This window comes from Desulfovibrio sp. DV, from assembly GCF_001936595.1.
Taxonomy (GTDB): Bacteria; Desulfobacterota; Desulfovibrionia; order Desulfovibrionales; family Desulfovibrionaceae; genus Solidesulfovibrio.
In genome coordinates, this window is record NZ_MLBG01000012.1 from 18,221 (window position 1) to 42,654 (window position 24,434).

The 24,434-nt window shown below is 65.8% G+C and carries 22 protein-coding genes; 9 read left to right on the plus strand and 13 right to left on the minus strand.

Annotated elements, in window-relative coordinates:
* Positions 1 to 56 precede the first annotated feature (56 nt).
* The 4 genes from DVDV_RS05010 (at position 57) to DVDV_RS05025 (ending at position 3,727) form a co-directional block, all read left to right on the plus strand.
* A complete protein-coding gene (locus DVDV_RS05010; RefSeq protein WP_075353618.1) occupies positions 57 to 980 on the plus strand; it encodes an ABC transporter ATP-binding protein in 924 nt (307 codons plus the stop codon).
* A complete protein-coding gene (locus tag DVDV_RS05015) occupies positions 977 to 1,762 on the plus strand; it encodes an ABC transporter permease (RefSeq protein ID WP_075353619.1) in 786 nt (261 codons plus the stop codon). The genes DVDV_RS05010 and DVDV_RS05015 overlap by 4 nt, the downstream gene beginning before the upstream one ends.
* 172 nt (positions 1,763 to 1,934) lie before the next feature.
* Positions 1,935 to 2,573: a TetR/AcrR family transcriptional regulator gene (locus DVDV_RS05020; RefSeq protein ID WP_075353620.1), complete on the plus strand. Its 639-nt coding sequence runs from the start codon at positions 1,935 to 1,937 to the stop codon at positions 2,571 to 2,573.
* 227 nt (positions 2,574 to 2,800) lie between these two features.
* Positions 2,801 to 3,727, plus strand: a complete 927-nt coding sequence (locus DVDV_RS05025) for a hypothetical protein (RefSeq protein ID WP_254845258.1) — start codon at positions 2,801 to 2,803, stop codon at positions 3,725 to 3,727.
* Between the two features lie 6 nt (positions 3,728 to 3,733).
* On the opposite strand, the gene DVDV_RS05030 is transcribed toward DVDV_RS05025, so the two are convergent.
* The 3 genes from DVDV_RS05030 to DVDV_RS05040 all read right to left on the minus strand — a co-directional run bounded on the left by DVDV_RS05030 (position 3,734) and on the right by DVDV_RS05040 (position 8,349).
* Positions 3,734 to 4,324, minus strand: coding sequence for a chemotaxis protein CheC (locus DVDV_RS05030; protein WP_075353622.1), 591 nt, complete (start codon positions 4,322 to 4,324; stop codon positions 3,734 to 3,736).
* 23 nt (positions 4,325 to 4,347) lie between these two features.
* Complete coding sequence (locus tag DVDV_RS05035; RefSeq protein WP_075353623.1) at positions 4,348 to 4,701, minus strand: response regulator; 354 nt, start codon at positions 4,699 to 4,701, stop codon at positions 4,348 to 4,350.
* A gap of 72 nt (positions 4,702 to 4,773) precedes the next feature.
* Positions 4,774 to 8,349, minus strand: coding sequence for a PAS domain S-box protein (locus DVDV_RS05040; protein WP_075353624.1), 3,576 nt, complete (start codon positions 8,347 to 8,349; stop codon positions 4,774 to 4,776).
* Between the two features lie 194 nt (positions 8,350 to 8,543).
* Here DVDV_RS05040 and DVDV_RS05045 point away from each other — a divergent pair, with 194 nt between their 5' ends.
* Positions 8,544 to 9,398 (plus strand): substrate-binding domain-containing protein, encoded by an 855-nt coding sequence (locus DVDV_RS05045; RefSeq protein WP_075353625.1) that lies wholly within the window; start codon positions 8,544 to 8,546, stop codon positions 9,396 to 9,398.
* Positions 9,399 to 10,033: 635 nt separating this feature from the next.
* Here the strand turns inward: DVDV_RS05045 and DVDV_RS23760 are convergent.
* The 4 genes from DVDV_RS23760 to DVDV_RS05065 form a co-directional block, all read right to left on the minus strand.
* Positions 10,034 to 12,061 (minus strand): hypothetical protein, encoded by a 2,028-nt coding sequence (locus DVDV_RS23760; protein WP_075353626.1) that lies wholly within the window; start codon positions 12,059 to 12,061, stop codon positions 10,034 to 10,036.
* A gap of 77 nt (positions 12,062 to 12,138) precedes the next feature.
* Positions 12,139 to 12,528, minus strand: a complete 390-nt coding sequence (locus tag DVDV_RS05055; protein ID WP_075353627.1) for a cytochrome c3 family protein — start codon at positions 12,526 to 12,528, stop codon at positions 12,139 to 12,141.
* Positions 12,529 to 12,647: 119 nt separating this feature from the next.
* Positions 12,648 to 13,391, minus strand: coding sequence for a precorrin-3B C(17)-methyltransferase (gene cobJ / locus DVDV_RS05060; protein WP_075353628.1), 744 nt, complete (start codon positions 13,389 to 13,391; stop codon positions 12,648 to 12,650).
* A 2-nt stretch (positions 13,392 to 13,393) separates the two neighbouring features.
* Entirely contained in the window at positions 13,394 to 14,428 is a 1,035-nt protein-coding gene (locus tag DVDV_RS05065; RefSeq protein WP_075353629.1) for a cobalt-precorrin 5A hydrolase, read from the minus strand.
* Positions 14,429 to 14,526: 98 nt separating this feature from the next.
* On the opposite strand from DVDV_RS05065, the gene DVDV_RS05070 reads away from it, so the two are divergent.
* Positions 14,527 to 14,958, plus strand: a complete 432-nt coding sequence (locus DVDV_RS05070) for a hypothetical protein (RefSeq protein WP_075353630.1) — start codon at positions 14,527 to 14,529, stop codon at positions 14,956 to 14,958.
* A gap of 183 nt (positions 14,959 to 15,141) precedes the next feature.
* Here DVDV_RS05070 and DVDV_RS05075 read toward each other — a convergent pair whose 3' ends face one another.
* Positions 15,142 to 16,242 carry a DnaJ domain-containing protein gene (locus tag DVDV_RS05075; RefSeq protein ID WP_075353631.1) on the minus strand — a complete coding sequence of 367 codons (1,101 nt, stop codon included), beginning with the start codon at positions 16,240 to 16,242 and terminating at the stop codon, positions 15,142 to 15,144.
* A 283-nt stretch (positions 16,243 to 16,525) separates the two neighbouring features.
* On the opposite strand from DVDV_RS05075, the gene DVDV_RS05080 reads away from it, so the two are divergent.
* Both DVDV_RS05080 and DVDV_RS05085 read left to right on the plus strand, forming a co-directional pair.
* Positions 16,526 to 16,993, plus strand: a complete 468-nt coding sequence (locus tag DVDV_RS05080) for a chemotaxis protein CheX (protein ID WP_043636593.1) — start codon at positions 16,526 to 16,528, stop codon at positions 16,991 to 16,993.
* A 65-nt stretch (positions 16,994 to 17,058) separates the two neighbouring features.
* Positions 17,059 to 19,167 (plus strand): protein-disulfide reductase DsbD, encoded by a 2,109-nt coding sequence (locus tag DVDV_RS05085; protein ID WP_254845259.1) that lies wholly within the window; start codon positions 17,059 to 17,061, stop codon positions 19,165 to 19,167.
* Positions 19,168 to 19,485: 318 nt separating this feature from the next.
* Here the strand turns inward: DVDV_RS05085 and DVDV_RS05090 are convergent, their stop codons facing one another.
* From DVDV_RS05090 to DVDV_RS05105, 4 genes are all read right to left on the minus strand, one after another.
* Positions 19,486 to 19,839: an FmdB family zinc ribbon protein gene (locus DVDV_RS05090; protein ID WP_075353632.1), complete on the minus strand. Its 354-nt coding sequence runs from the start codon at positions 19,837 to 19,839 to the stop codon at positions 19,486 to 19,488.
* A gap of 369 nt (positions 19,840 to 20,208) precedes the next feature.
* A complete protein-coding gene (locus DVDV_RS22680) occupies positions 20,209 to 20,682 on the minus strand; it encodes a hypothetical protein (protein ID WP_075353633.1) in 474 nt (157 codons plus the stop codon).
* Positions 20,589 to 22,217, minus strand: a complete 1,629-nt coding sequence (locus tag DVDV_RS05100; protein ID WP_075353634.1) for a radical SAM protein — start codon at positions 22,215 to 22,217, stop codon at positions 20,589 to 20,591. The genes DVDV_RS22680 and DVDV_RS05100 overlap by 94 nt, the downstream gene beginning before the upstream one ends.
* 451 nt (positions 22,218 to 22,668) lie before the next feature.
* A complete protein-coding gene (locus DVDV_RS05105) occupies positions 22,669 to 23,064 on the minus strand; it encodes a MucR family transcriptional regulator (protein WP_075353635.1) in 396 nt (131 codons plus the stop codon).
* 143 nt (positions 23,065 to 23,207) lie between these two features.
* Between DVDV_RS05105 and DVDV_RS05110 the strand changes: the two genes are divergently transcribed.
* Positions 23,208 to 23,528 carry a hypothetical protein gene (locus tag DVDV_RS05110; RefSeq protein WP_075353636.1) on the plus strand — a complete coding sequence of 107 codons (321 nt, stop codon included), beginning with the start codon at positions 23,208 to 23,210 and terminating at the stop codon, positions 23,526 to 23,528.
* A 331-nt stretch (positions 23,529 to 23,859) separates the two neighbouring features.
* On the opposite strand, the gene DVDV_RS05115 is transcribed toward DVDV_RS05110, so the two are convergent.
* Entirely contained in the window at positions 23,860 to 24,351 is a 492-nt protein-coding gene (locus tag DVDV_RS05115) for a hypothetical protein (RefSeq protein ID WP_075353637.1), read from the minus strand.
* Positions 24,352 to 24,434 lie beyond the last annotated feature (83 nt).

Sequence of the window (24,434 nt, forward strand, 5' to 3'; positions counted from 1 at the left end):
CGGCTTCCGGGCAAAACAGTCTGGCGCAGGGAGGCGTCTTGGCGTAGAAAGGGCCGATGGAACAGCCGCACGACGAACCGATCCTTGCCGTTTCCGGGGCGCGCAAGACCTATGGCGCCTTTGAGGCCGTGCGCGACGTCAGCTTTGCCGTTAGCCGGGGCGAGTGCTTTGGCCTGCTTGGCCCCAACGGTGCCGGCAAAACCACCACCATCCGCATGATCTATGGCTTCTCCCCGGCCTCGGGCGGGTCCATCACGGTCTTCGGCCAGGACATCCGCACCGGATTTCGCCGCATCAAGTCCCGGCTTGGGGTCTGCCAGCAGGGCAACACCCTCGACCCGGACCTGAGCGTCCTGGAAAACCTGCTCGTCTTTGCCGGCTACTTCGGCATCCCCCGGGCCGAGGCCCGGATCCGGGCCGACGAACTGCTGGCCTTTTTTGCCCTGGAAGCCAAAAAACGCTTCCAGTACGAGGAACTCTCCGGCGGCATGGCGCGGCGCCTCATGCTGGCCCGGGCCATCATCAACCGCCCGGAACTGCTCATTCTCGACGAGCCGACCACCGGCCTTGACCCCCAGTCGCGAAACACCCTCTGGGACCGTCTGCTCGACCTCAAACGCCAAGGCCTGACCATCCTGCTCACCACCCACGCCATGGAGGAGGCCGAGCGGTTTTGCGACCGGTTGTGCATCATCGACCACGGCCAGGTGGTGGTTACCGGGGAGCCGGCCGGGCTCATGGCCGAGCGCGTCGGACGCTACGCCCTGGAAGTGGAGTCCCCGGAAGAGGCCATGGCCGTGCACCTGGCCGAGGCCGGCATCCGGTTCGACCGCTCGGGCCGGCGGCTTATCGCCTACGGCGACGACAAGGCGGCCTTGCTGGCCTTGCGGGAACGGTTTTGCGCCGAGTCGGGCTTTATCCGGACGGCCACCCTGGAAGACGTGTTTTTGCGCCTGACCGGCAGGGAGCTTCGCGAATGACGGCCGATGCCCGTTTCACCGGACTGTTCTGGGCTGTGTGGCGGCGAAACCTGCTCGTCTATCGCCGCATCTGGGCCATTAATTTCCTGCCGCCCATGCTGGAGCCGCTGTTTTACCTGATCGCCTTTGGCCTGGGGTTTTCCGGACTGATCACGGAAGTGGTCTGGAACGGCCGGGCCATGGCCTACACCGACTTTTTCGCTCCTTCCATGCTGGCGGCAACCGTCATGTGGCAGGCCTTCCTGGAGACGTCCTACAGCTCGTTTGTGCGCATGTTCTACCAGAAGACCTACGACGCGCTGCTGGCCACGCCGCTCACGGTCGAGGAGATCATCGTGGCCGAGATCGTCTGGGGGGCCACCCGGGCGGTTATTGCCGCCACGCTCATGCTCGGGGTCATTGCCGCCCTGGGCTATGCCCCGAGCTGGCAGGCGCTGGTCGTCCTGCCCATTGCCTTTCTCGGCGGCCTGGCCTTCGGGGCCATGGGCATGGCCACCACCAGCGTCACCTCGTCCATCGACATGTTCAACCTGCCGATCTTTCTGGTCATCACCCCGATGTTTCTTTTTTCCGGGACCTTTTTCCCCCTGGGCGGCCTGCCGGCCTGGGCAGCGTCCATGGCCACGGTGCTGCCGCTGTACCATCTGGCCGAACTGACCCGGTCGGCCTGCCTGGGCCTTTTAAGCCCGGCATCCCTGGGGCATGCCTTGTTTCTGGCCGTCTTTGCCGCAATCTTCCTGGTCCTGTCTTTGGCCGGGATGCGGCGGCGGCTGGTCCGCTAGGCCGCCGCCACAAGCCCGCGTCGGCGCAAAAGCCCGCCACCGGGCTGCAATAAAACGGCATTGCTCACAAAATACGAACGCCCTCTGTCAGGGGGCGGCCCTTGGCTGCGGCCGACGGTTTTGGGGCGAGAAAGCCGTTGACAATGTCACCTGCCAGTGACAAAGAAGGGCCATGGACACCAGCCACAGCCGCGCCGCCCGTGCGCCCAAGGACCGCGAAGCCACCAAACGCCGGCTTATTGCCGCTGTGGGCCGGGTGCTGGCCCGGCAGGGCTTTCGGGCGGTCGGGGTCAATACCGTGGCCCGGGAGGCCGGGGTGGATAAGGTGCTCATCTACCGGTATTTCGATGGATTGCCCGGGCTGGTGGCCGCTTTTTCCCGGGAGGGCGATTTCTGGCCCGATGTGGACGAACTGGCTGGCGGCGACAGGCAGGCCTTTTTGGCCCTGTCCTTCACCGAACGGATGGTGGCGGCGTCCCGGAACTATCTGCGCGCCATCCGGTCGCGGCCGTTGACCCAGGAAATTCTGTCCTGGCGGTTTCTCGAACACAATGAACTGACCGAGGCCCTGGATACCACCCGGGCCGAGGTAGGGCAGGATTTCCTGGAACTGGTCGCCACCGGCGTGGCCTTGCCGCCGGTGGACCTCACCGCATTCAGAGCCCTGATCGGTGCGGCCATCCACCATCTGGTCGTGCGGGAACTGCACGAACCAAACTTTGCCGGCCTGCCTCTCGATAACCCGGCCAGCTGGGATCGCCTGGAGGCCATGATCGGCCGCATCATCCGGGGCGCGCTTGGCCCGGAGTAGCCGCGGCCTTTTTTTGGGACTCAATGTCACCGATGAGTGACTTTTTTACCGGCAGGGCCTCCGGCAGGGAGGCAAAACCTCGGGAAAAAGCGCCCGGGTCCGGGCGTACAGCGCGAGCCGGCTGCAATCGGCGGATCACAAAGGAGTATCGTATGCATCAGAGGAAGCGGAGCAACGCGTTGCCGGGCAAGGGCCGTCTGACCACATTTGGGCCATGGTGCCTAGGCTTGGGCCTGCTTGCCCTGGCCTTGCTGTTGGCTGCCCTGGGCGAGGCCCGGGGGGATGATCGGGCCGGGGTGGCCCTGGAAGAGGATCTGGCCGCCATGGACGCGGCCAATCGTAAAAAAGGCGCGGAGCGCGGGCGCGGCCTGCGCGTCGAGGCCGGCGGCAGCTACACGGCCGCAGCCACGGTGTCCGGGGCCACGGTTTCGGTGTGGCAGGAGGAGGGCCGGGTTGCCTACGACACCGGCACCCTCGCCCTGGATCTGGGCGGCACCACCGGGCAGTACGATTTTTCCAAGGCCATCCGCCTGCCCTTTGGCGGCCGGGCTCCATTTGAAAACCTGACCCGCTTTGACGCCGGCGTCACCCTCAAGGGCGGGTTGTGGGGCGATGTGGCCGGCTTTGTCGGCTTGCGGGGCGATCTCGGCTTTGAAAAGCAGGCCGACAGCAGAGGCCTTGGCGGCACGGCCCTGGCCGGCATTGTCGTGCCCATGGGCAGCCAGTGGGCCGTGACCCTGGGCGGCGGCGCATCCGTGACCCCGGTGGATGTCCAGCCCGTGCCGGTGGTCGGGCTGCGCTACGAACCGGCTTCCGTGCCCGGATTGACGGCCAATTTCGGCTTGCCGCGCACCGAGGTGGCCTGGCGGGGCGGGTCGTGGTGGACGCTTCGGGCCACCGGGGACATCGAAAGCGGAACCTACAGGCTTGACGACGACAATCCGACGGTCCCGGGCGGCACGGTCAGCCTTTTTGCCGCCCGGCTCGGAGCCGGAGTCGACCTGGAGCCGGCTCCGGGGCTTTGCCTGGGGCTTGGGGCGTTTTACGCCCTGCCTGGGACCATGACCTTTTACCGGGAGAGCGGTTCGCGGCTCAAGCGCTATGGGGTTGGCGGCGCGCCGGGGGGAACGCTGCGGCTTCGCTACGAGTTCTAGGGTGGGTCAGCCGGCAGCCAGGGCGTCGATGGAGGTGAGCAGGGAGTCAAAGGAGGTGAGGCTGAAGATGATGAGCACTTCGCCGTCGATGAGATGGTCCTTCATGCTGAACTGGGTGCTGGCCACCAGGATCATGCCGTCGCCCTGGCCGATGATGGAGCTGATGTCGGCCTCCAGGTAGTCCGGCGGCGAATAGCGCAGGGGTTCGCCCAGGATGTTGGCAATGGACCCCATGACGCCGTTTAAGACGATGTTGCCCACCTCCTGGAGTGTGGCCGTGCGCATGGAGCCGTCCGCGCCGGGCATGGCTCCGTTGCCGAGCACCACGTTGATGAGCTTGGCAGCGGATTCCGGCGGAAAAATAAGCGCGCTTATGCCGGCGAATTCGCCGGTAAAGGCCAGCTGGACCGCTGAGAAGACCGAGTTGGGGCGGGTGGCGTAGAGCTTGGCCAACTGGTCCGGAGCCAAGACCCGCAGGACCGGCACCTGGAGCTGGATGTGGGTGTTGACCATCTGGTTGAGCATGCCGGCGGCCCGACCGACGCCGATATTGATCAGCTCCTGCAAGATGTCGAGCTGCAAGGAGGAAAGTGTCATGGCGGTTGTGGGGGCGTGCCCGTCTAGAGCAGGGCGGCCAGGGTCTCGCGCAGGGCAGCCTGATCCACGGGTTTGTTGAGAAACTCCCTGGCCCCGAGTTCCATGCAGCGCGCCCGGGTGGTCTCCTGGATGTCGGCCGTGACCACGCAGACCTGGATGTCGGGCAGTTCCCGGGACAGGACTTCCAGCACGGCCACGCCGCCGGGGTCGGGCATGTTGAGGTCAAGAAGCAGGGCGCGGGGGCGTTGTTCCCGGGCCAGACGCAGGCATTCCTCGCCGTCCTTGGCCTCGATGACGTCGAAGCCGGCTTCCGTGGCGGTCTTGGCGGCCTGAAATCGCTGGAACATGGAGTCGTCGGCAATAAGCAATACGGGCATGGCGGTTTTCCTGTGCCAGCAGCAGGGCTGGCGGAGCGTAATCTGTATTTGTCGCAAATGCGACTGGTGGCGTCAAGGTTGCCCGGCAGCAGCCAGCACGGCGTCAACGGCCTTTCGGAGCCGGGCGGCCAGATTGGCCGCCTGGGCAAAATCTTGTTGGTTGCCGGCCAGTTCAAGGGCGGCGGCCAGTCCCTGGCACTCGGCTGCGCCGATGGTGGCTGCCGCCGATTTCATGGTGTGGCCGTTAAGGGCCAGTCCGGCCATGTCCTGCTCGGCCAGGGCGCGGTCCACCGCATCCAGGCGTTTTTGCAATTCCTGCAAGGAAATAACCAGAATCGGGCCGAACATCGCCGTATCGATGCCGAGCCGGGCCAAGGCCCAGTCCGTGTCCAGCACGCCCACAGGGCCGGTGGCCGGGCCAGGGCACTGGGCCGGCGAGGCCGGCGGCACGACCGCTGCCGCCGGCCTCGCCGCTTGGCCCGCTGAATCCTGGGAGGTAAGCTGGTCGATGGTCGAAGCCAGCTCGTCGAGATTGATGGGCTTGCCGATGTAGGCGTTCATCCCGGCCGCGGTGCAGGCCTGGCGCACCTCCTGGGACACATGGGCGGTGACGGCCACAATGGGCACCTCGGGATCTGTGACCGGGGCATCGGGCCGGCCGCCGGCCCGGATCAGGCGGGCGGCGGTCAGGCCGTCCATGGACGGCATCTCGATATCCATCAGCACCAGATCGAAGCACGACTCGGCCAAGAGGGCCAGGGCCGCCTCACCAGAGGTGGCAACCACGGACTCGTGGCCGAGCTTGTTGAGATGGATGTTCATGAGCTTGATGTTGACCGGGTTGTCCTCGGCCAGAAGCACCCGCAGGCTGCGCCACCGGCCAGGCTGGCGGGATGGGTGGGCCGTAGCCGGCCGGCCAGGGACAAAGGGGACGGTCAGGGTGAAACAACTGCCCTTGCCCGGGGCCGAGGCCACGGTGATGTTGCCTCCCATGAGCTGGGCCATTTCCCGGCTGATGGCCAGCCCGAGGCCGGTGCCGCCGTAGTGCCGGGCCGTGGAATTGTCGGCCTGGCGGAAGCTCTCGAAAATGGTGGCAAACAGGGCCGGCTCAATGCCGATGCCGGTATCGGCCACGGCAAAGTCCAGCCGGGGCGGCTGGCTGGCGTCCGGCGAGGCATGGCAAAGCCGCAGGGACACGCCGCCGGAGGCGGTGAACTTGACGGCGTTGCCGACCAGATTGACCAGGATCTGGCGGATCTTGCCGGGATCGCCGCGCACGGCGCGGGGCACGCCGGCAGTGATATCCAGATTGAGCCACAGGTTCTTGCTGCGGGCCGAGACGCCAAGCGTCTTGACGACCGAACGCGCCAGCTCGTGCAGATCGTAGTCCACCAACTCCAGTTGCATCTGGTGGGCCTCGATTTTGGAGAAATCCAGGATGTCGTTTAAAATGCCAAGCAGATGCTGGGCCGACTGCTGGACCGTTTCCATGTAGTCGCGCTGCTCCAAAGTGAGCGTGGTGCGAAGCGTCACGTCGGTCAGGCCCAGGATGGCGTTCATGGGCGTGCGGATTTCATGGCTCATGCTGGCCAGGAACCGGCTTTTGGCCTGATTGGCCCGGTCGGCTTCCTCCTTGGCCGCCTGCAGGGCCTGGAGGGTGCGTCGTCGCTCCACGCCAAGGGCCAGCTGTTCGGCCACGGACAGGAGCAGCTCGGCTTCCTTTTTGCCGTAACGGGCGGCATCGGAAAAGTGCATCACGGCCATGACCCCGAGCACCTCCTGGCGCACCCGGATGGGGACGCCAAGCCAGACCTCGGGGGTGCGGGTGCCGGGGCAGGTCAGGCCGGTCAGGCGCATCCCCCGCCGGGTTACGAGGAGGGGATGGGCTGTGCGCATGACTTCGATCTGCACACTCGTTTCCTTGAAGTCGCTGAAATTGTCCCGGGTCAGCGGGGTGAGCCGGTGGGCCAGACCGGTCAGGGGCGGCGGCTGCGGTTCCTCCTGGCTGTCAAAGAGCATATAGTCGAGGCAGTCGTTGTCCCGGTCGACCAGGGCAATGGAAAATTCATGCACGTCCACAGCTTCGCCAAGGATGTTGCGGATGGCCGTAAACAGGCTGTCCATGTCCTCTTCCGTGGCCACGGCGCTGGAGACCCGGTAGAGGATGGAGGTGGTTTTTTCACTGTCGCGCAGTTCCTCCACAGCCAGTCTGGTCTCGGTCATATCCCGGGCATTTATGACCACGCAGCGCTGGTCGAGTCCTTCCTCGGACCAGGGGGAATAGTGGATGGAGAGATAGCGGCGGCCCAGGCCATCCAACTGCAGCCAGCGCTCGAACCGGACACTTTTGCCGCTTAAACACTCGGCCATCCGCGGGGCCATGACCTCGTCGAAGTAGGTTTGCCCGAGAAAAGCCGCGACATGGCGGCCGACGATGGCTTCCTGACTGAGGCCATAGGCCGCCACATAGGCGTCGTTGACAAACAGATACCGGCCATCGCGGTCCACCAGGGCCACCAGATCCGACGAGGCGGCAATGATGCGGGCATAGCGGCGCAGATCATGCTCGGCGCTCTCCAGGGCCGAAGAATCCTGGACGAAATGCTCGTAATAGGCGACCTCGCCATCGGGGCCGGCCACCGCCCGGACATTGCGCCGGGTGGCCAGCAGCGTGCCGTCGCGCCGCCGCACCGAAGCCTCGAAGCGCAGCATCCGGCCCTTTTCGGCCAACTGGCGCATCATGTCGTCGCGCGTGGCCGGGTCGGCATAGAGCTGGCCGGAAATATCCTTGACCGTGCGGGCCAGTTGGGCTGGCGAATCATACCCGTACAGCCGGGCCAGGGCCATGTTGGCCTCGAGATAGCGGCCTTGGGGGGTGGTCAGGGCAATGCCCAGGGGGGCGTTGTCGAAAATTTCCTGGTAGCGGTGCTCCCGCTCGGCCAGTTCGGCTTTTTCCCGGCGCAGCCGTTCCATGGTCCGTTCCAGCCGGACCGTGCGCTCGCGGACCCGGCGATCAACCAGGGCAGCCTCGGCCCGCACCACCCGCTCCAGACGGTACGGTTCGGACACGTCGGCCAGCACGCCGACACCCCACAGGCCCTCGCGGTTGTTGCCCACCAGCTCCACCATAAGCGACCCATGGCGCATCTCGCCATCGCGGCGGCAAAAGAGCACGCCCAGCGTCTGGCGGTCGCCCGGGCTGGTCAGGGCGCTCAGCGCGGCCGCCGTTGCCGCGGCCGCCTTGGGGAAGACCGCATCGAAAAAAGCCTGCAACGGTTCCTGGCGCGCTTTGCCGGAATAGCCCAGCAGCCGGCGCAGCGATCCGGCCACCCGCATCATCCCGCTCTCCGGCTGCCAGGCGAAAAACCCCTGCCGGGCGTGGGCCGCAGCCCAGTCTATGCCTGCCGCGTCAGGATCATCCCCCTCGTCGCGGCCAAACAGAAACAACACCGCCGGCTCCACCGCAAGCGCCCGGCAAAATGCCTCGACCACTGCCAGGGACGGTGCGGCCGCCCCCCGCTCGATCTTGTTCAAATGCTCAAGGGAAACACCCGACTGCACGGCCAGTCCGGCCTGGGTCAGGCCGCACAAGCGCCGCAAATGCCGCAGCCTGCGGCCAAAAAGCAAGTTGAAGTCAATCCGGGCCATGTGTGTTCCCAATGAACGTGGAGTGTGGGGATGCGATAAAAACACGTAACAGCATTACGTGTAAAGCCCCCGGAAGTAGAGGCGGGGCTTTGTTAGAAATGACATAAGAGCCTGATTCGAATTGATTTTCTTGACTTCAACCCACAAAGTGCTGTTATTTTGAATCACGATTCCCCAAAAGAAGGAGACCCCCCATGCGCACCAGCAGCAGCCTTCCGGCCCTGTGCCTGTGCCTGTGCCTGCTCGCCGTCACTGCACACGCCGGCCCCAAAGTCGAAGAGAGCTACGGTCCCGGCCCCAAAACCTTCACCCTGGCCACCGGAAGCCCCGGCGAACTCGGCCTCCTGCGCGTCCTCGGCGAAGCCTACTGCACCGCAAACCAATGCCGCCTCGACTGGATCAAAGCCGGCTCCGGCCAGTCCCTCGATATGCTCAAAAACGGCGAAACCGACATGATCATGGTCCACGCCCCGGCCGCCGAGAAAAAAGCCGTGGCCGAAGGCTGGGCCGGATGCTCAAGCCTCATCGGCTCCAATGAATTCTTCATCGTCGGACCGGCCAACGACCCCGCCGGCATCGCCAAAGCCGCCACCGCCGCCGACGCCTACCGGAAAATCGCCCAAGCCCAAGCCAAATTCTTCTCGCGCGGCGATAACTCCGGGACCCACAAAAAAGAAATGGATACCTGGAAAGACGCCGGCATCGAACCAAACGGCGACTGGTACATCGTCACCAAAGCCTTCATGACCGCCACCCTCAAACGCGCCAACGACGAAGACGGCTACTTCATGACCGACAGCAGCACCTGGGCCGCCGAAAAAAACAATACCCCCAAACTCGCCATCCTGTTCTCCGGCGATAAAAAACTCGTCAATACCTACCACGCCCTGTGCGCCCAGAAAGACGGCAAGCCCGCCTCCGATCTGGCCGCAGGCTTCATCACTTTCGTCGCCTCCCCCAAAGGACAAACCATCATCAATACCTTCGGCAAAGAAACCCACGGCGAAGCCCTCTACAACGACGCCGCCTACGCCAGGAAATACGAATAAAGACCGCCGGGACGCTCCCCCGGACCCTGCCGCCGGGACGCTGTCCCGGACCCTGCCGGGGCGCTGCCCCGGACCCTGCCAGGACGCTGTCCTGGACCTGCCGGGGGGGATCATCCCCCCCGGACCCCCTGGATGGGGGCGCATGGTGCGGACGGGGTAAGGGACCGGGAAGGGCGCGGAGGCGCGGAAAGACAGTCAACGGCGGGATAGCCCGGGTGGACAAGGCTCCATTGAAAATCCGCTGGAATTTGGCAAAGCGCTGTGTCGTTTTGCCCTGGAAAACCTGCAAGCGGGCAAGGCAGACCGGGGTTGGCCCACGCCTATCCGGTCGCTCTTTCTCCAACGAAATGCGGCCGAAGGATCTGGCACAAGGCTTTGCTTGCGCCAGATCCTTCGGCCGCTGGCGAGGTGGGTGTTGGAATTGGGGGCGATGTGTCTGGCGCGCCAGCGCCGGGCGCATCGGCCCCCAATTCCAACACCCATTCTCTCACGCTCACGCGAACCGGCCTTGCCGCCACCCGCTTCCCCCATTCAGGGGTCCGGGGGGGTGACCCCCCGGCCGCCGGAGGCATCTTCTCTTCTCTTGTCTTCTTCTATCTCTTCACTTCTCTTTTCATCTCTTCTCTCAACGCAACTTACCCTTCAAACTCCTGCAACAGGGCTGCGATCTCTTCGCGGATGACGGCGGCTGCCGCTTTCGGCACGGTGCGTTCCATTTCGGCGGCCATCTCGGCGGTCAAGTCGCTGCGCAGCTTGTTGAGGGCGGCGTCGAGGTCGCCGGGTGTCAGGCGGGCGTCGAGTCCGTCCAGGGCTTTCTGGGCATCGGCTTTGGCCTGGGCGGCGGTTTCGGCGGCGTCTTTGAGGGCCTTGGGATCGGCGGCGTCGGCGAGCAGGCTGGCACGCAGTTTTTCGGCCAGTGCTTCGGGGTCGATGCGGTCGGTTTCCAGGGTTTCGATGCGCGAGCTCAGGGCTTCGCCCAGGCTTTCGATCTCGCCGCGGGCAGTTGTGGCGGCGGTCTGGAGTTGTGCCTCAAGGCTGGCGGTCAGGTCGTCGGCCAGGGTGGTGCGCAGTTTTTCGGCCAGCGTATCGGGGTCGATGCGGTCTGTTTCCAGGGCTTCGATGCGGCCGGCCAGGGTATCGAGGCCGTCGCTGGCGGTTTGCAGGCGTTCGGCCAGATCGTCGGCCAGGGTTTCGCGCAGGCTGTCCAGGGCTTCGGTGAGGCGTTTGGCGGTGACGAAATCATCGGGGTCCGGCAGTTCCCGGCGCACTTCGGCGATGCGGGTTTCCATGTTCTGGGCGAAGTCTTCGAACTGGATGTGTCGTCCCTGGGACAGGGCTTCCAGGCGGGTGACGGCTTCGCGCAGGCTGTCCAGGGCGCCGGTCACGTCGTCGTTGCGGGCCAGGTCGCTGGTGGCCGGCAGTTCGCTTCGCAGGGCGTCGAGGTGTTCGGCCAGGGTGGTGTGCAGTTCTTCGAGGATTCCGGCCTTGAGGTCGCCCAGGTCCGGGGCCGTGCTGTGGCTGGCGAGGAGGGTTTCCAGGCGCAGGGCCAGGGCTCCTTCGAGCCGGGCGGCCAGGGCCACGGCCAGGGTGTTCTCGTCCGGGACCTCGGGAATGGCGTCGAGGCGTTGGCCGAGGTCGGCGGTGGCGGCTTCCAGGGCGGCCAGGCGCAGGGCCAGGGCCTGGTCGGAGCCGGTCTGGGCCTCGGATTGGGCCTGGGGAGCCTTGGACGAGTCGATGAGGGTGTCGAGTGCCCCGAGGTCGATGCCGCCGACCGAGGGGCCGTTGTCGGCTCTGGCGGTGGCGGCGACGGCCATGGCGGCCAGCGGCACGGCTGCGGCGGCCATGGCTGCGGCCGGGATGCCGGCATCGTCTTGTGCTTCGGCGAGTTCGGGGGCGGCGGCAGCTTCTGCCATGTCTGCCCTATCGGGCAGGCCGACATCCGGGGAGTCGGGCAATGTGCCGAGCAGGTCGGGCATGGCTGTGTCGTTGGCGTCGGGTTCGGCCAGCAGGGCGTCGAGGTCGGCGTCGGACACGCCCGAGTCGGCGTCGTCATCGGTTTCGGTGAGGACGGCGGCGATGGCTTCGGGTGTTTGCTGCTCCGGGCTGTCCGGGGTGGCGTCGGATTTTTCTTCGAGGTCGCTGAAATCGAGGGCATCGAAGCTGTCGGCAGCGTCTTTGGCCTTGGGGGTGTCGTCGAGGCCCAGGTCATCGAAGCTGACGTCGGAAATATCCAGGGCGTCGTCGTCCGCAGCGGCGGGGGCGGCGGCCTTGGCGGGGGCGGCGGGCTTGTCGTCGTCGAAATCAAGCTCGCCCGGGCCGGCGCTGTCGGGTTCGTCGAGGCCAAGGCCCGTGAGGTCCATGATGTCGTCGTCGTCGGCAGCGCCCGCAGCGGCGGGTTTGGCGTCGTCGTCGGCCACTTCGAAGCCGGCCAGATCGAACAGGTCGTCGTCGGCCTCGGCATCGGCCGTGGCGGCCGGTGCAGCCGGTGCGGATTTGGCGGGCATGGGTTCGGCGTCGCCGAAGAGGTCGTCGAGTTCCTGTTCGAAGCTCATGTCGACGTCATTGTCGCCGGCCGTGCTTTTGGTGTCGGTTCCCTCTTCCACGAAGTCGGTGAGGTCGATGATGTCGTCGTCGGTGTCGGGAAGGGGTTTGTCGGTCGCCATGGGATACCTCGGCCGTTAGGCGTCAATGGGGGGCGCAAGGCCGGGGGATAGGCCCCCGGCCTGCACCGTCGTGGAGTTTAGGCGCCTTCCTTCTTGGGATGGCATTCAGGGCACTTGGTGGGGCCCTTGGCTTCCTTCTTGTGGCAGCCGACGCAGCTCTTTTCGCTCTTCATGTCATGGAAGGCACGGTAGAACGATTTGTCGCTGGTCTTGTCCTTGGGATCGGTGCTGTCATGGCAGCCGGCCGAAGCGCACTTCTGCGAGGCTTCACCTTTGTGGTGGCAGACTTTGCAGTCGACCTTGGCGTGGCCTTTGTGGGAAAACTTCACCGGGGCCTGGGTGGCGGTCATGCCCTCGGGGGCCTTGACGATGCCATCAGCCGGAGCATCCACGGCCTGCACGACGGGCAGACCCACGAAGCCCACCAACGCTGCGCACATGACACACGATAACAACGCTTTTCTCATCCCTCACACCTCCTTCCAAGAATAATTTTTCACTTAGAGGGTGTACGGCCAGCCCGGACAGCCTGTCAAGGTGTACCGTCCGGATAAGACGGTACATTCCGCCCTGTTGCAGTGGGAAATCACTGCCCCAGGTCGTACTTGCCGGCATAGCCGCGCGGCGTCAGGATGCGGCCGGCGGCCATGCGGCTGGCGCTGTTGCCGACAATGACCAGGGTGAGCATGTCGGCCCAGGCGGGGTCGGCTTCGGCCAGCGGGGTGACGCGGATTTTCTGGTCCGGGCGAAAGGCGCTTTTGACCATGCCGACGGGTGTTTCGGGGCTGCGGTGGCGGGCGGCGCAGGCCAGGGCGGCGGGCAGGTGGCCGGTGCGCCGGCGCGAGCGCGGATTGTAGAGGGCAACGACGAAATCGGCGGCAAAGACGGCTTCCAGGCGTTGTTCGATGACCGGCCAGGGAGTGAGCAGGTCGGAGAGGCTTATGACGGCGAAATCGTGGGTGAGCGGCGCGCCGAGCAGGGCGGCTGCGGCGCACACGGCCGGGATGCCCGGCACCACGGTAAAGGTGACATGCCCGTCCAGGCCAAGGGCGGCCAGCATTTCCAGGGCCAGTCCGGCCATTCCGTAGACCCCGGCGTCGCCGCTGGAGACGAGCACCACCCGGCGGCCTTCGGCGGCGGCTTCCAGGGCGGCGCGGCAGCGGGCCACTTCATGGGTCATGCCGGTGGCGGCCACGGTCTTGCCGGCCAGAAGCGGCGGCGGCACGAGTTGGATATAGGCGGTGTAGCCGACCACCATGTCGGCCTCCTGCAGGGCCGTCTGGGCCATGGGGGCCAGGAGGGAGGGGTCGCCGGGGCCAAGGCCCACCACGGTCAGCGCGCCAGGGCGATGGCTACCGTGGAAAAGCCGGTCCTTGTTTTCGGGGCCAGCAGTCTGCCTCCCCCCGTCGCCAGTATTGCCGCGGCCTCGCATACGCTGCCAACTCCCATGTGTTTGGCCACCACCGCCGAGGGGTGGGGCACGCTGACGCCGGCCAGTTGGCCGGCACTGAAAAATTGGATGTCCAGGCCAAGGGTCCGGGCCGCTTCCAGGAGGCCGGCCTCATCGCGCTTGGCCTCGATGCTGGCCAGGGCGGCGAGGCTCCCCGGGGCCAGTCGGTGTTCCCGGCAGACGTGGTCGAGCAGGGACAGGATGTCGGCGGCCGGGGTTCCCCGGCGGCAGCCCACGCCGGCCGTCAGCACCCGGGGACGCAGGAACAGGCGCGTTGGCGTGGCCTCTCCGGTGCGCCAGTCCACAAGGACCAGGGGCGTATCCGGGGCAACCTGTTCCGGGGCGGCCACCCACTCGAAAGAGTTGAGCGTCCTGGCGTCTGGAACGGTAAAAAGGCCCAGGGGATCGAAGACGGCCACGGGCTGGCCGGCGGCCAGGGCGGCGTTGATCCGGCGGGTGGCCACGGGGTTGTCCAGGCCAAGGCCCAGGTCCCGGGCCAGCAGTTCGATGGCCGGAGCGCCGGCGGCATCGGTCGCCGTGGTGATGACCGGCACGGCCCCGGTCAGGTCGGCCACGCGCCGGGCCAGATCGTTGGCTCCGCCCAGATGGCCCGAGAGCAGGCTTATCGCGAAATGGCCCGTATCGTCCAGGCAGACGACGGCCGGATCGGATGTCTTGTCGCGGACATGGGGGGCGATGGAGCGTACGGCGATGCCGCAGGCGCAGATGAAGATGTGGGCGCGGTGCCGGGCAAAGGCCTCGGCCACAAGGGGCGCCAGCGCGGCAAACGGCCTGGCGTCCGGGACGGCCAGCCGGGCCAGGGCATAGAGCCGGGCCGGGAGGGCGGCGGCGAGCCTGCTGCCCAGGGCGGCCCCTTTTTCGGTGACGGCGTAAATGGCGATGTCGGGAGTGGTCATGCGGAAAGCAGCATAGGCTATTTTCGCGTCGGACTAAAGAAGGGATCCCGGGCCGCCGATAAGCCTTGTGATACGGAGCGGACCGACAGGAGCAGGCCATGATCGATGCGGTGGACAGCGGCGGCTACGGAGTACTTGGGCTGTATGCGGCCCAGGCTCCGGTCGTGCCCGAAGCGCCGCCAACGCCGCCGGCCAGCAGTCCTGCCGCCGAACCGGCCCGGGCCTCCCAGGGCGTGCAACCCATCCAGAACCAGGGCAGCGCCCCGGTTTCGCCGTCCGAGCCCGGTGCGGACGGATCGGCCACGTCCGGGCGCGATTTCGGGGACAGCGGCCAGGGGCTGGCCCGCCAGGCTGTCGTGCTGACCTCCCTGGCGGCTGCGGGAGCGACTTCGGGGGCGGCCGCCACCGGCTCGGCCACGGCCTCCGGGCCGGCAACCGGCCGGGCGCTTCGGGCCTATGACCGGGCCGGAGCCGCGACAACTGCCGGCGGCAGCGGCCGCACCGGCATCATGGTGGCCCGCCGGGCCTGAGGCCACAGCCCGCCTTTCCTTGCGCAGCTGTTGCGTCTCGACTTGGTCACGCACCCGGCAACTCAAACTTCGCCCAGGTGGGATTCCAAAGGGCTCAGCCCTTTGGCCGCCGGAGGCACTCTTTCTCTTCTCTCACTCCCCCGGCCGCCGGAGGCCTTGCCCCGATACACGAGTGAAAAAGGGCTAAACAGCCCAGGCAGTGGCGGTGCGTCGGCCGGCAGAGAAGCGCATGGCCAGTTCGTAGGCCACGTTGACGTCTTTCATGGCTTCTTCGTCGCCGCCGAGATCGGGGTGGTGGATCCGGGCCATGTGGCGGTAGGCGTTTTTGATCTCATCGACCGAGCAGGGATAATCCAGGCACAGGATATCGTAGGCGCACTTGAGATTCATGCCGTTTTTACGGGCCATTTCCCGGGCCCGGTACTGCCGGTCGCGGTCCGGGCGAAACCCTTCGGCCGTGCGTTCGGGCCGGGGCCGGGCATGGGGCCGCGAGGCTCCGGCCGTCTGCTGGCCCGACTGCGCCGATGCCCGGCCGTTGCCGGCCGCTCCGGCGGTGTTCCCGGTCCGGCCAAAGGCTCCGGAAGCCTGGCCCGGTCCGGCCGTTGTTTTCGACTGCGTTCCGGCGCTGCCCCCGGCCGTGGCGCGGGACTGGGCTCCGGCGCTGCGCGAATCGGCTTCAGGGCCGGCCGTCCTGGCCCGGAAGGTCGCCTCCGGACGCGGGCGTTCCCGGTGGGTCCCGGTATGGCTGCTGTGGGCGCGGAAGGTGGATTGGCCGGGCCGGGCCGAGCCGGTGTGGCTGGCGCGGGCCTTGTCTTCGCCGGCAGCGGCCTGCCCGGCGCCGGGGCGCTGCTGGGCTCCGGCCGAGGCCTGGGCGCTGCCGGCCGAGCCCGGCCCGGCTGTCGGGCCTTTGGCTTCGGCGTGGGGACGGGCCTTGAAGCGGTTGCGTTCAAAGGCACCGGCCGCGGCCGACGGTCCGGCCGGTCCCTGGGCCTGGGTCCGGGAGGTCCGGTCCGAGGCGCCGGGCGGCGGCGTGGCCTGCTGGCTGCGAAAGCGGGTGTCGCGGGTGGTGGTGAAGCGGGAGCCGGCGGCCTCGGTCCGGCCGGCAGAGGCGGCGGAACCGTTTCGGGCCGTGCGCAGATTTTTGAGAACTTCCTGTAAATGAACGAGAATTTCCTGCAAGAGGACGCGGGTCCGGTTGAGCTGCACCTCCAGGGCCTGCCAGTCGGCTACGCCGCTGCCGGCCTTGGCCCCGTAAGCGCCTTGTCCCTGGGCGTGTCTAGGCATGGAAGGGTTCCCACGCGTCCCGACCATGGCCGAAGACAGGTCCGGGGGCATGGCCAAAGGCTATGCAATGCGCTGGTATTGCAGATTTTTTTCGTAACAAAACAACACCTTCCCTTACCATATCTACGCAATAGGCACCGCTGTGGCAAGGCGAATTTCCGGCAGCGAAAGCCGGGCAAGCCCCCTAGTGACAGAGCCGCCGGTTTTGATGTACTGTGCAGCGCGATACGTTGATTCGTTGACACGCCCGCCGTCATATCAGGCAGGCAACCCGAGGACGCCCATGAAACCGACCGATGCCGAAGTTGCCAAGCCCTTTGTCGATGCCACCAGGCATGTTTTGACCATGATGGCCCAACTCGACCCCAAACCGGGCAAACCTTATGTCAAAAAAGCGTCGGCCGCTGCCGGCGACGTTTCTGCCGTCGTTGGCCTGACAGGCGACCGCAACGGCAGTATCTCTATCAGCTTCTCCAAGAAATGTGCCATTGCCGTGGTCAAGAACATGCTTGGCGACGATATTGCCGACATCATCCAGGATGCCAAAGACGCCGTGGGCGAAATCACCAACATGATTTCCGGGCAGGCCCGGGCAGGACTCAGCCAGCTTGGACTGAACCTGTCCTCGTCCACGCCCACCGTCATTTTCGGCGACAACCACACCATCAGCCACATCACCTCCGGTCCTGTGGTGGCTATTCCGTTTTCCACCGAGTATGGGGATTTCACTCTGGAGTTTTGCTTCGAGTGATCTGCCGCGCCACCAGCCGATCCCGGGGGCTTCGCCCGTCCGGAATCGCGCCAGGGACCGCCGCCATGGCACCAAGACGCCTTGCGGATTGTGACCGCTGTCCTCCCCGGCCCAGTGCCCGACACTTTCGACCGGCCCTTGGCGGACTGCTTGTTGTCGGGCTGATCCTTGCGGGCCTGTTCCTTGGGGCAGGCAGGCTCCTGGCCGCCCCAACCCCTGACAGCGCAGCGGTTGCGGCCCCGGCCGCCGTCCCGACCATCCAGACCGTTGCCCAACCGGCCGCCACGCCTGTATCCCCGGCTGCCCCGGCCCCGGCTGCTGCCCTGGAGCAGCTGCCGGCCAGCCTGGAGCCGGCGCTCTTCCGACTGCCCAAGGGCGATCCTTCCGGACAGGTTCTGGCGGTGTTGACCCTGGTGTCCGCACCGGGCTGGCACGCCTACGCCGTGGGACCGGCCGAGTCCGGCCAATCGGCCCGGGCCAGCCTGACCGCCGGCGACATCCAGGCCCCGGCCCTGTTCCCCCCGGGCATCCCCACCCCGGACCCGCTGGAGCCGGAAAAAACCGTCCTCATCTATGAAGGCCGCACCCCCATCTTCGTGCCGCTGTCCGATCAGGCCCAAAGCGCCCCGGCCCTTGGCGGCGAGGTGCGGGTGTTCTCCTGTTCGGAGACCAGTTGCTGGCCCTCGACCCTGGCCGTGTCCCTGCCCCTGGGCGGGAAGGCCGCCGGCGATCTGCCGCAGGCCGAAACCCAGCCCTGGTGGCCGCTTTTCCTGGCCCTGCGAAACGCCGCCCTGGCCTCGCCCCTGACCGCCTGTCCCGATCCGGCCCTGCCGGCCTCCCTGCTGCGTCCCCAGGGTTCGGCCCCGGCCCCGGCCCCGGCCGCTTTGCTGTCGGCCCAGCCGGCCGCGCCCGATCTGGCCCCGCGCTCCTTCACCCCGGCCCTGGAGGTTTCCGGACTGTTAAAGGCCGCCATGCTGGCCTTTGCCGCCGGGTTCATCCTCAATTTCATGCCCTGCGTGCTGCCGGTGGTGAGCCTCAAGCTCTCCGGACTGCTGGCCATCAGCGGCGAGGAAGGCAAGCAGGAGCGGCGGCGGATTTTGCGCGAGCACAATTTCTTTTTCGCCCTGGGCATCGTGGTCTATTTTCTGCTCTTAAGCCTGATCCTCGGGGCCTTTGGCATGGCCTGGGGCGAGATGTTCCAGTCGCCGGGGCTGGCCATCGTGGTGGCAGTGGTGCTTTTCGCCCTGTCTCTCAGCCTTTTTGGCGTCTTCCATCTGCCGGTGGTGGACCTCAAGATCTCTTCCGGCACCCGGGGCCACACCCGGCGCGGCGCGTTTCTGACCGGCGCGCTGACCACGCTTCTGGCCACCCCCTGTAGCGGGCCGTTTCTCGGCGGCGTGCTGGCCTGGACCCTGCTGCAACCCCAGCACGTCATCATGACGGTTTTCGCCGCCATTGGCCTTGGCATGGCCGCGCCTTACGCCGTTTTGGCCATCTGGCCCCGGCTGGTGCGCCTGCTGCCCCGGCCGGGTGCCTGGATGCAGGGCCTGGAGCGGGCCATGGCCTTTGTCCTGGCGGCCACCTGCCTGTATTTTCTGGCGCTTTTGCCCCCCGGGCGCATCCTGCCCACCCTGGCCGCCTTTTGGGCGGTCGCCTTTGGGGCCACGCTTCTTGGCCGGATGCACCTGGCCCAGAGCGCCTTTCGCGGTGCGCTCATGGGCGTGGCGGCCCTGGCCGTGGCCGGCAGCGGGCTGGCCCTTGCCCTGACCTACACCCCGCCGGTTGAGGCCGAGTGGGTGACCTATACGCCGGAAACCTTTGCCGAACGTCTGGGCCGGGACAATCTGGTCCTGGATTTTACGGCCGACTGGTGCCCGACCTGCAAGCTGCTCGAGCGCACGGTGCTCACCCCGCCCCGGGTGGCCCAGTGGGCTGCGCGCCACAAGGCCGTGTTCATGAAGGTGGACCTCACCCGCCAGACCCCGCCGGCCATGGCCCTCCTGCGCGCCCTGGGCAGCCAGTCCATCCCGGTGGCCGCCTTTTTTCCGGCCGGCCAGCGGGCCACTGCGCCCCTCGTCCTGCGCGATCTCTTCACCGCCGGCCAGTTCGAGCAGGCCATGGACGAGGCCTTCGGCAGTTCGGTCGAGATTCCCGCCGTGCATCTGGCGAAATAGCTCCTCTTTCCTTGCGCCTTTCCGACCCATGGCCGCTTGGAAGGCGGGCCTTGCCCGGCGCATAAAAAAGGGAGTGCCTGGGCACTCCCCTGAAGTTTTGGCCACCGCGCGTGAACTTTGGCGGCCACGGCCCACAGTCGACTTCTCCCGTTGGGGGGTCCGGGGGCCTCAGGCCCCCGGCCGCCGGAGCACTCTTTCTCCCCCTCCCGGCCACACGATGGACGCAACAAAGCCGCCCGCCGTATCGCCCCGTTTTCCAAAAAGAAAACGCGGTGACACGGCGCAGGCGGGAAATCTCAGGGGTCGCCGGCCGGGCGGCTAGGAGCTGGTGTCTGAACTGGCGGAAGCGCCCGAACCGGCGCTGGGGCAGGACGAACAGGAGCCGGAAGAACAAGGCGATGCGGCCGGGGCAGCATCGGAAGCCGGGGCGTCGGACGCCTTGCCGTTGCCGCCGTTGCCGCCGGCACCGCCGCCCGAGGCGCTGCAACCGCCGTTGGCCTTGTAATCGGTGACGTACCAGCCCGTGCCCTTGAGCACGAAGGACGTATTGGACATGAAGCGCTTGCCGGGCGCGCCGCAGTACTCGCACGGCGCTTCATCGACATCGTAGCTGCGCTGCAGCACTTCAAATTCCTTGCCACACTTGGTGCATTTGTATTCGTAGATGGGCATTATCCTCTCCCCAAAACAAGGCTTGCGACCGTAAAATCCGGCCGAAACCAGTTCACCTTAAGCCCGTGTTTGTCAAGGGCCGTTCCTGCTGCCGCACGTTTTCGGCAGCACTCGGCAACGTCGAGCGCCAATTAGAATAAGCGGTTACCTCGGCCAGTCAAGGGGCGCTGCGGGCGAAAAACCCGGCCATGGCAGGCTTCACCGGCCCGCTGCCGGCATCCGCGGAAGTTTTGGGTTCGGCCGGGCTGCCGCGTGGCGGTCCCGTCCGGGAGCGGACCCGGGGCAGGCCGGGTCCGGCCCGGATCCCCGGTGTGCAGCATCGTCGGACATAAGCGGACCAGACGCAGGCGAGGCCCGGCCGGCCGGGGGTCAGGCCAGGCCGGTTGGCGGCGAGGCGGGGGGGGTGGGCTGGTTGCCCTCCCCGCCCTGGTTGACCTGCTGGCCGTAGGCCAGAATATATTCCGGGTAGCTCAGTTGGAAAAGGGCCCTGGCCCGAGCCACGGCGTCGCGCAGGGCCGGGGACCCGCCGTCGGCCCGGTCGGCCAGGGCGGCCTCGGCCAGCGGCACGATGGGCAGGTAAAAAATGCGCAGGGCGGCATCAATGGCCGCGATGGCCACGGCGTCGCTGTCTTGCGTAAACAGGAAGTCAAAGGCATCCTGGGCCTTGGTGCCCCGATACTGGGCCATGCTTTCGGCCAGGACGATGCGGTTTTCCGGACGGATCGCGTCGGCGTGGGCAAAAAGGGCGTCTATGTCCAGGCCGGGCAGCGGCGAGGTGAAGCCCAGGGCCGCCAGCCGGACCTGGGAGCGTGATTCCTGGCGCAGTTGATTGCCAAGGACCACGCCGGCCAGCCGGAAAAAGCGTTCGGCCGTGTCATTGCCCTGCCGCCACAGGGGATCGACTTCTTCGGCCAGGATCGGTCCGATGTCGCGCACCGCGTCGGTCTCGGCATTGGCGCTGTCCTGGAGAAACTGCATGACGCCCCGCTCCCCCTTCTTCCAGAAGCCGTGGCTTTCCGTATAATACTTGAGAAACAACGCTTCCCGGCTGGTATTGAGAAAATACGGCAGCAGATAACCCATGCAATAGCTCTTTCGCTGGTAGGCGGCGTAGCTGTCCATGGTCGGCAGCACCTGATAAAAATTTCACAGCATTGGTCGAACAGCTTTTTGACGGCCGCATCCTGCAAGGCGTATTTTTTGATGCCAATCGACGGTTTTTCGTCAAAATTTTCCGTGATCTCATCGGCAATGGCCGACCCTTTGTAGCAGGTCAGCTTGGAATTCATGGATTCGAGCGACTGGAAGTGGATCCGCTTCATGACGTTTATGGTGTCGTTTATTTCCGACACCTTGGTCCACTGGTCAAAAAAGATGAAGCCCGGGTTGGTCGTAATGCCGAGATCGTTTAAGGTGCTGATGGCCTCGATGTGCTCCTCGACGGTTTCCTGCTTGCGGTAGCGGTCGAGCACGGGCTGGGAAAACGATTCAATACCCAGAAAGACGCCGGCCAGTCCGGCCTTTTTGAGCAGCCGGAAAAGCTCCGGCTCAATGGCTGCCGAGCGGCACATGAAGCCAAACCGGATATCCGGCAGCTTTTCCAGGACCAGATGGGCAAAGTGCTCGGCCCGTTTGCGCGAGCCGGCCGTTGGCAGCACGAAATTATCATCCACAAAATAGAAATGGGCGCAGTGGTGGCGCTTGTGGATAAACTCCATCTCGGCCACGACATCCTCGATGTTGCGCGGCCGCCAGCCCTTTTTGCCGCCGGGCTGGGGGATGCTGCAAAAGCTGCAACGATAGGGGCAGCCCCGGGAGGCCGAGATGCTCGTTTGCGGATGCAGGCGCAGCTGCCAGGGCAGCATGTCCCGCGACGGCCAGCCCACGGCGTCCACGTCCAAGGGCACGTCCTGGGACACTTCCAGCACCTCCCGTTCGCCAGGACCGGCAGCGGCGTCGAGAGCGGTCAGGACCGGCGACACCAGGGCTTCGCCCTCGCCGCGGACAATGGCGTCCGGGGAAAAAATACGCAGTTCGTCGGTGGTAAGGGAGGTGGGCAGGACGCCGCCCAGGATAATCCGCATCGACGGATCGAATTCCTTGATCTGCGCAGCCACCTGTACGCCGCCGTTGGCGTTCATGGTGGAAAGCGACAGCCCGACATAGTCCGGGGACAGTTTTTTAAGGAGCGCGCCGATGAATTTCCCGGCCGGGTCCACAATGGAGCAATCCCAGATATGGGCCTCGTGGCTGTCGCCGAGATTGCGGCGAACGGCTGCGGCAACGTAGCCGAGGCCGAGATTTTCCATATGCAGTTGTTTGCCGACATCCGCATTGGCCGGGGGATTGATCAGGAGCAGCTGTTTTTTCGACCGCATGATCTGTCGCCTGTGGGGGAATGGCAGGGTTGCGCGGGCCGACCCGGGACCGACTGCCTGTTGCAGGCGGCAGCGTATGCCGCCGGTTCACGACGGCCGACGCGGGGGACGAAGGGGCGGCCAAGATTTCGGGAAGTATTTTCCCGGTCGCTTTCTTTACAGGCAACCTAGGCGAAATGCGGACTCTTTTCCATGCCAATCTTTGGGCGGCAGCCTTGCTCCGCCGGGAAGGGGACAGTCGCCCCGCCACCCGGACAAACACATCGGGCCGCGGCCTTGCGGATTGCCGGTGCAACCCGCAAGGACACGGCCCCTTATCATCATTTCTTGCGCAACTCCCGCCTACCGGCTCGGCAACGCCCACCGGCAAATCAAACTTCCCCAGGTGGGTTTCCAAAGGGCACTGCCCTTTGGCCGCCGGAGGCATCCCCCCGCAACATTTGGCACGCAGTTAGGCTGCGGTCTGGCCCTGGCCGCGACGTTCCCACAGGCGCAGTTCGCGCATTTTCTTGCGGCGTTCGCGCTGCAGCGCCTTGCACACCAGCGGCATGTCCTTGGCGTAGCCCCACTTGGCCCGGTACTCGTCCGGCGTCAGGCCGAATTTGGCCAGATGCTTGCGGGTGAGGATCTTAAACGGCTTGCCGGATTCCAGGCAGGTGATGGTTCGTTCCTTGACGGCCTTCCTGGCGTCAGCCGTTGTGGCGGCGGGTGAGGCAACGGCAGCGTCCATTCCACGTATGGTCGCCGATAATTTGGTCACCAGGGATCGGATTTCCTCTTCACCCATATTGCGGACCTTGGCCTGGGCTTTGACGATTTCCAAGGCCAGGGACAGATGATCGTTCATTGGTATTCCTCCGGACTGCGTGATGGATCGGGCGGCGGCAGGCAACACGCCGCTGTCAGGCATGTCGCTTGCCCCGGAAAAAGGTTGCAGCCGAAGAGATGACAAAATATCCAGAGGGGAAATATGTTCGCAAAGGAAACTGCATGAACCTGACGTTGCGCCCGGCGGCAATCGCCGCCGTCCTGCTGGCAACCGGCCTGGGCCTTGCCGGCTGTGGCAAATCCTACGTCAACCCCAACATCGTGGACCAGTCCCAGGCCAAGGAACGCCTCGCCCGGGACAAGGAAATCTGCAAGGCCGAAGCCAACAGCGACGTGCCGCCCACCTTCGGGCTGGACCGGTTCGAGTACGACCCCACCATCGAGGCCCAGGCCACGCGCTGGGTGGCCAACGTGGCCGAAGACGACGCCAACGAAGACGCCTTCACCCGATGCATGCGGATGCGCGGCTGGCGGTACCGTTAGAAAAGGGGAAGGGGAAGAAGGAGAGGAAGAGGAAGAAGCCTCCGGCGGCCAAAGGGCAGTGCCCTTTGGAAACCCACCTGGGGTGCGTGTGATCTGACTTAGCGCGCCGCCTAGTCGACGAGCGGAAGTTGCGCAAGAAAAGAAGAAAAGGGGCCGGGGTCGCAACCGTTGCTGTCTGAGCTTGACGGGAACCACTGTTGCTCCGGCGGCCGGGGGGAGTTTCGCCCCCCGGACCTCTGCAACGGGAAAATGGCTCGATGGGAAACCACAGTACGTTGTGTTGTATTGTGGGTGCAGGCGCAGGCTCGTCGCCGGAACAACTCTTTTTTCGTTAGTGGATCGCACCACTGGCCGGCGTGGCCGGATTGCCGGCAGCGGCCAGATTGGCGGCGAAGCGGGCCACGGCCGGGTCCTGCCGCCAGGCAGTGAAAAGCCGCTCCCATTCGAGCAGGGGCAGCACCTCGGCGTCGAGCATCTCCTCGTGGCCGGACAGCCAGACCGAGAAAAGCTTGAGCATAAGGGCCAGGGATTTGCCGTCAAAGGCCCGGCCCACCAAGCCGGTCGGGTAGGAGCCTCCTTCCATGGTTCGAAAGACGAATTCGCCAACAGCCCGGCGCGAGGACTCCATGTCGATGGGCTGGCCGTTGACGCCGGCAACGAACTCGGCCAGGGCGGCTTCAGTGCCTTTGAGCGCCTCGATGGCCTCGGCCGGCACGTCGAGGAACACCACACCCTCGTTTTCCATGGCGAAGTAAAACCGCACCCAGTGTTCGGCCATAAAGACCCGGAATATCTCCTGACTGGCTCTTTCGATGTCGTCCATCGCTTTCTCTCCTTGCATAGCGTTCGTGTCGTGCCTTGTCCGTTCCCGCCTCTGAAACGTCTCGGCAGCCATCAGGCCTCTGC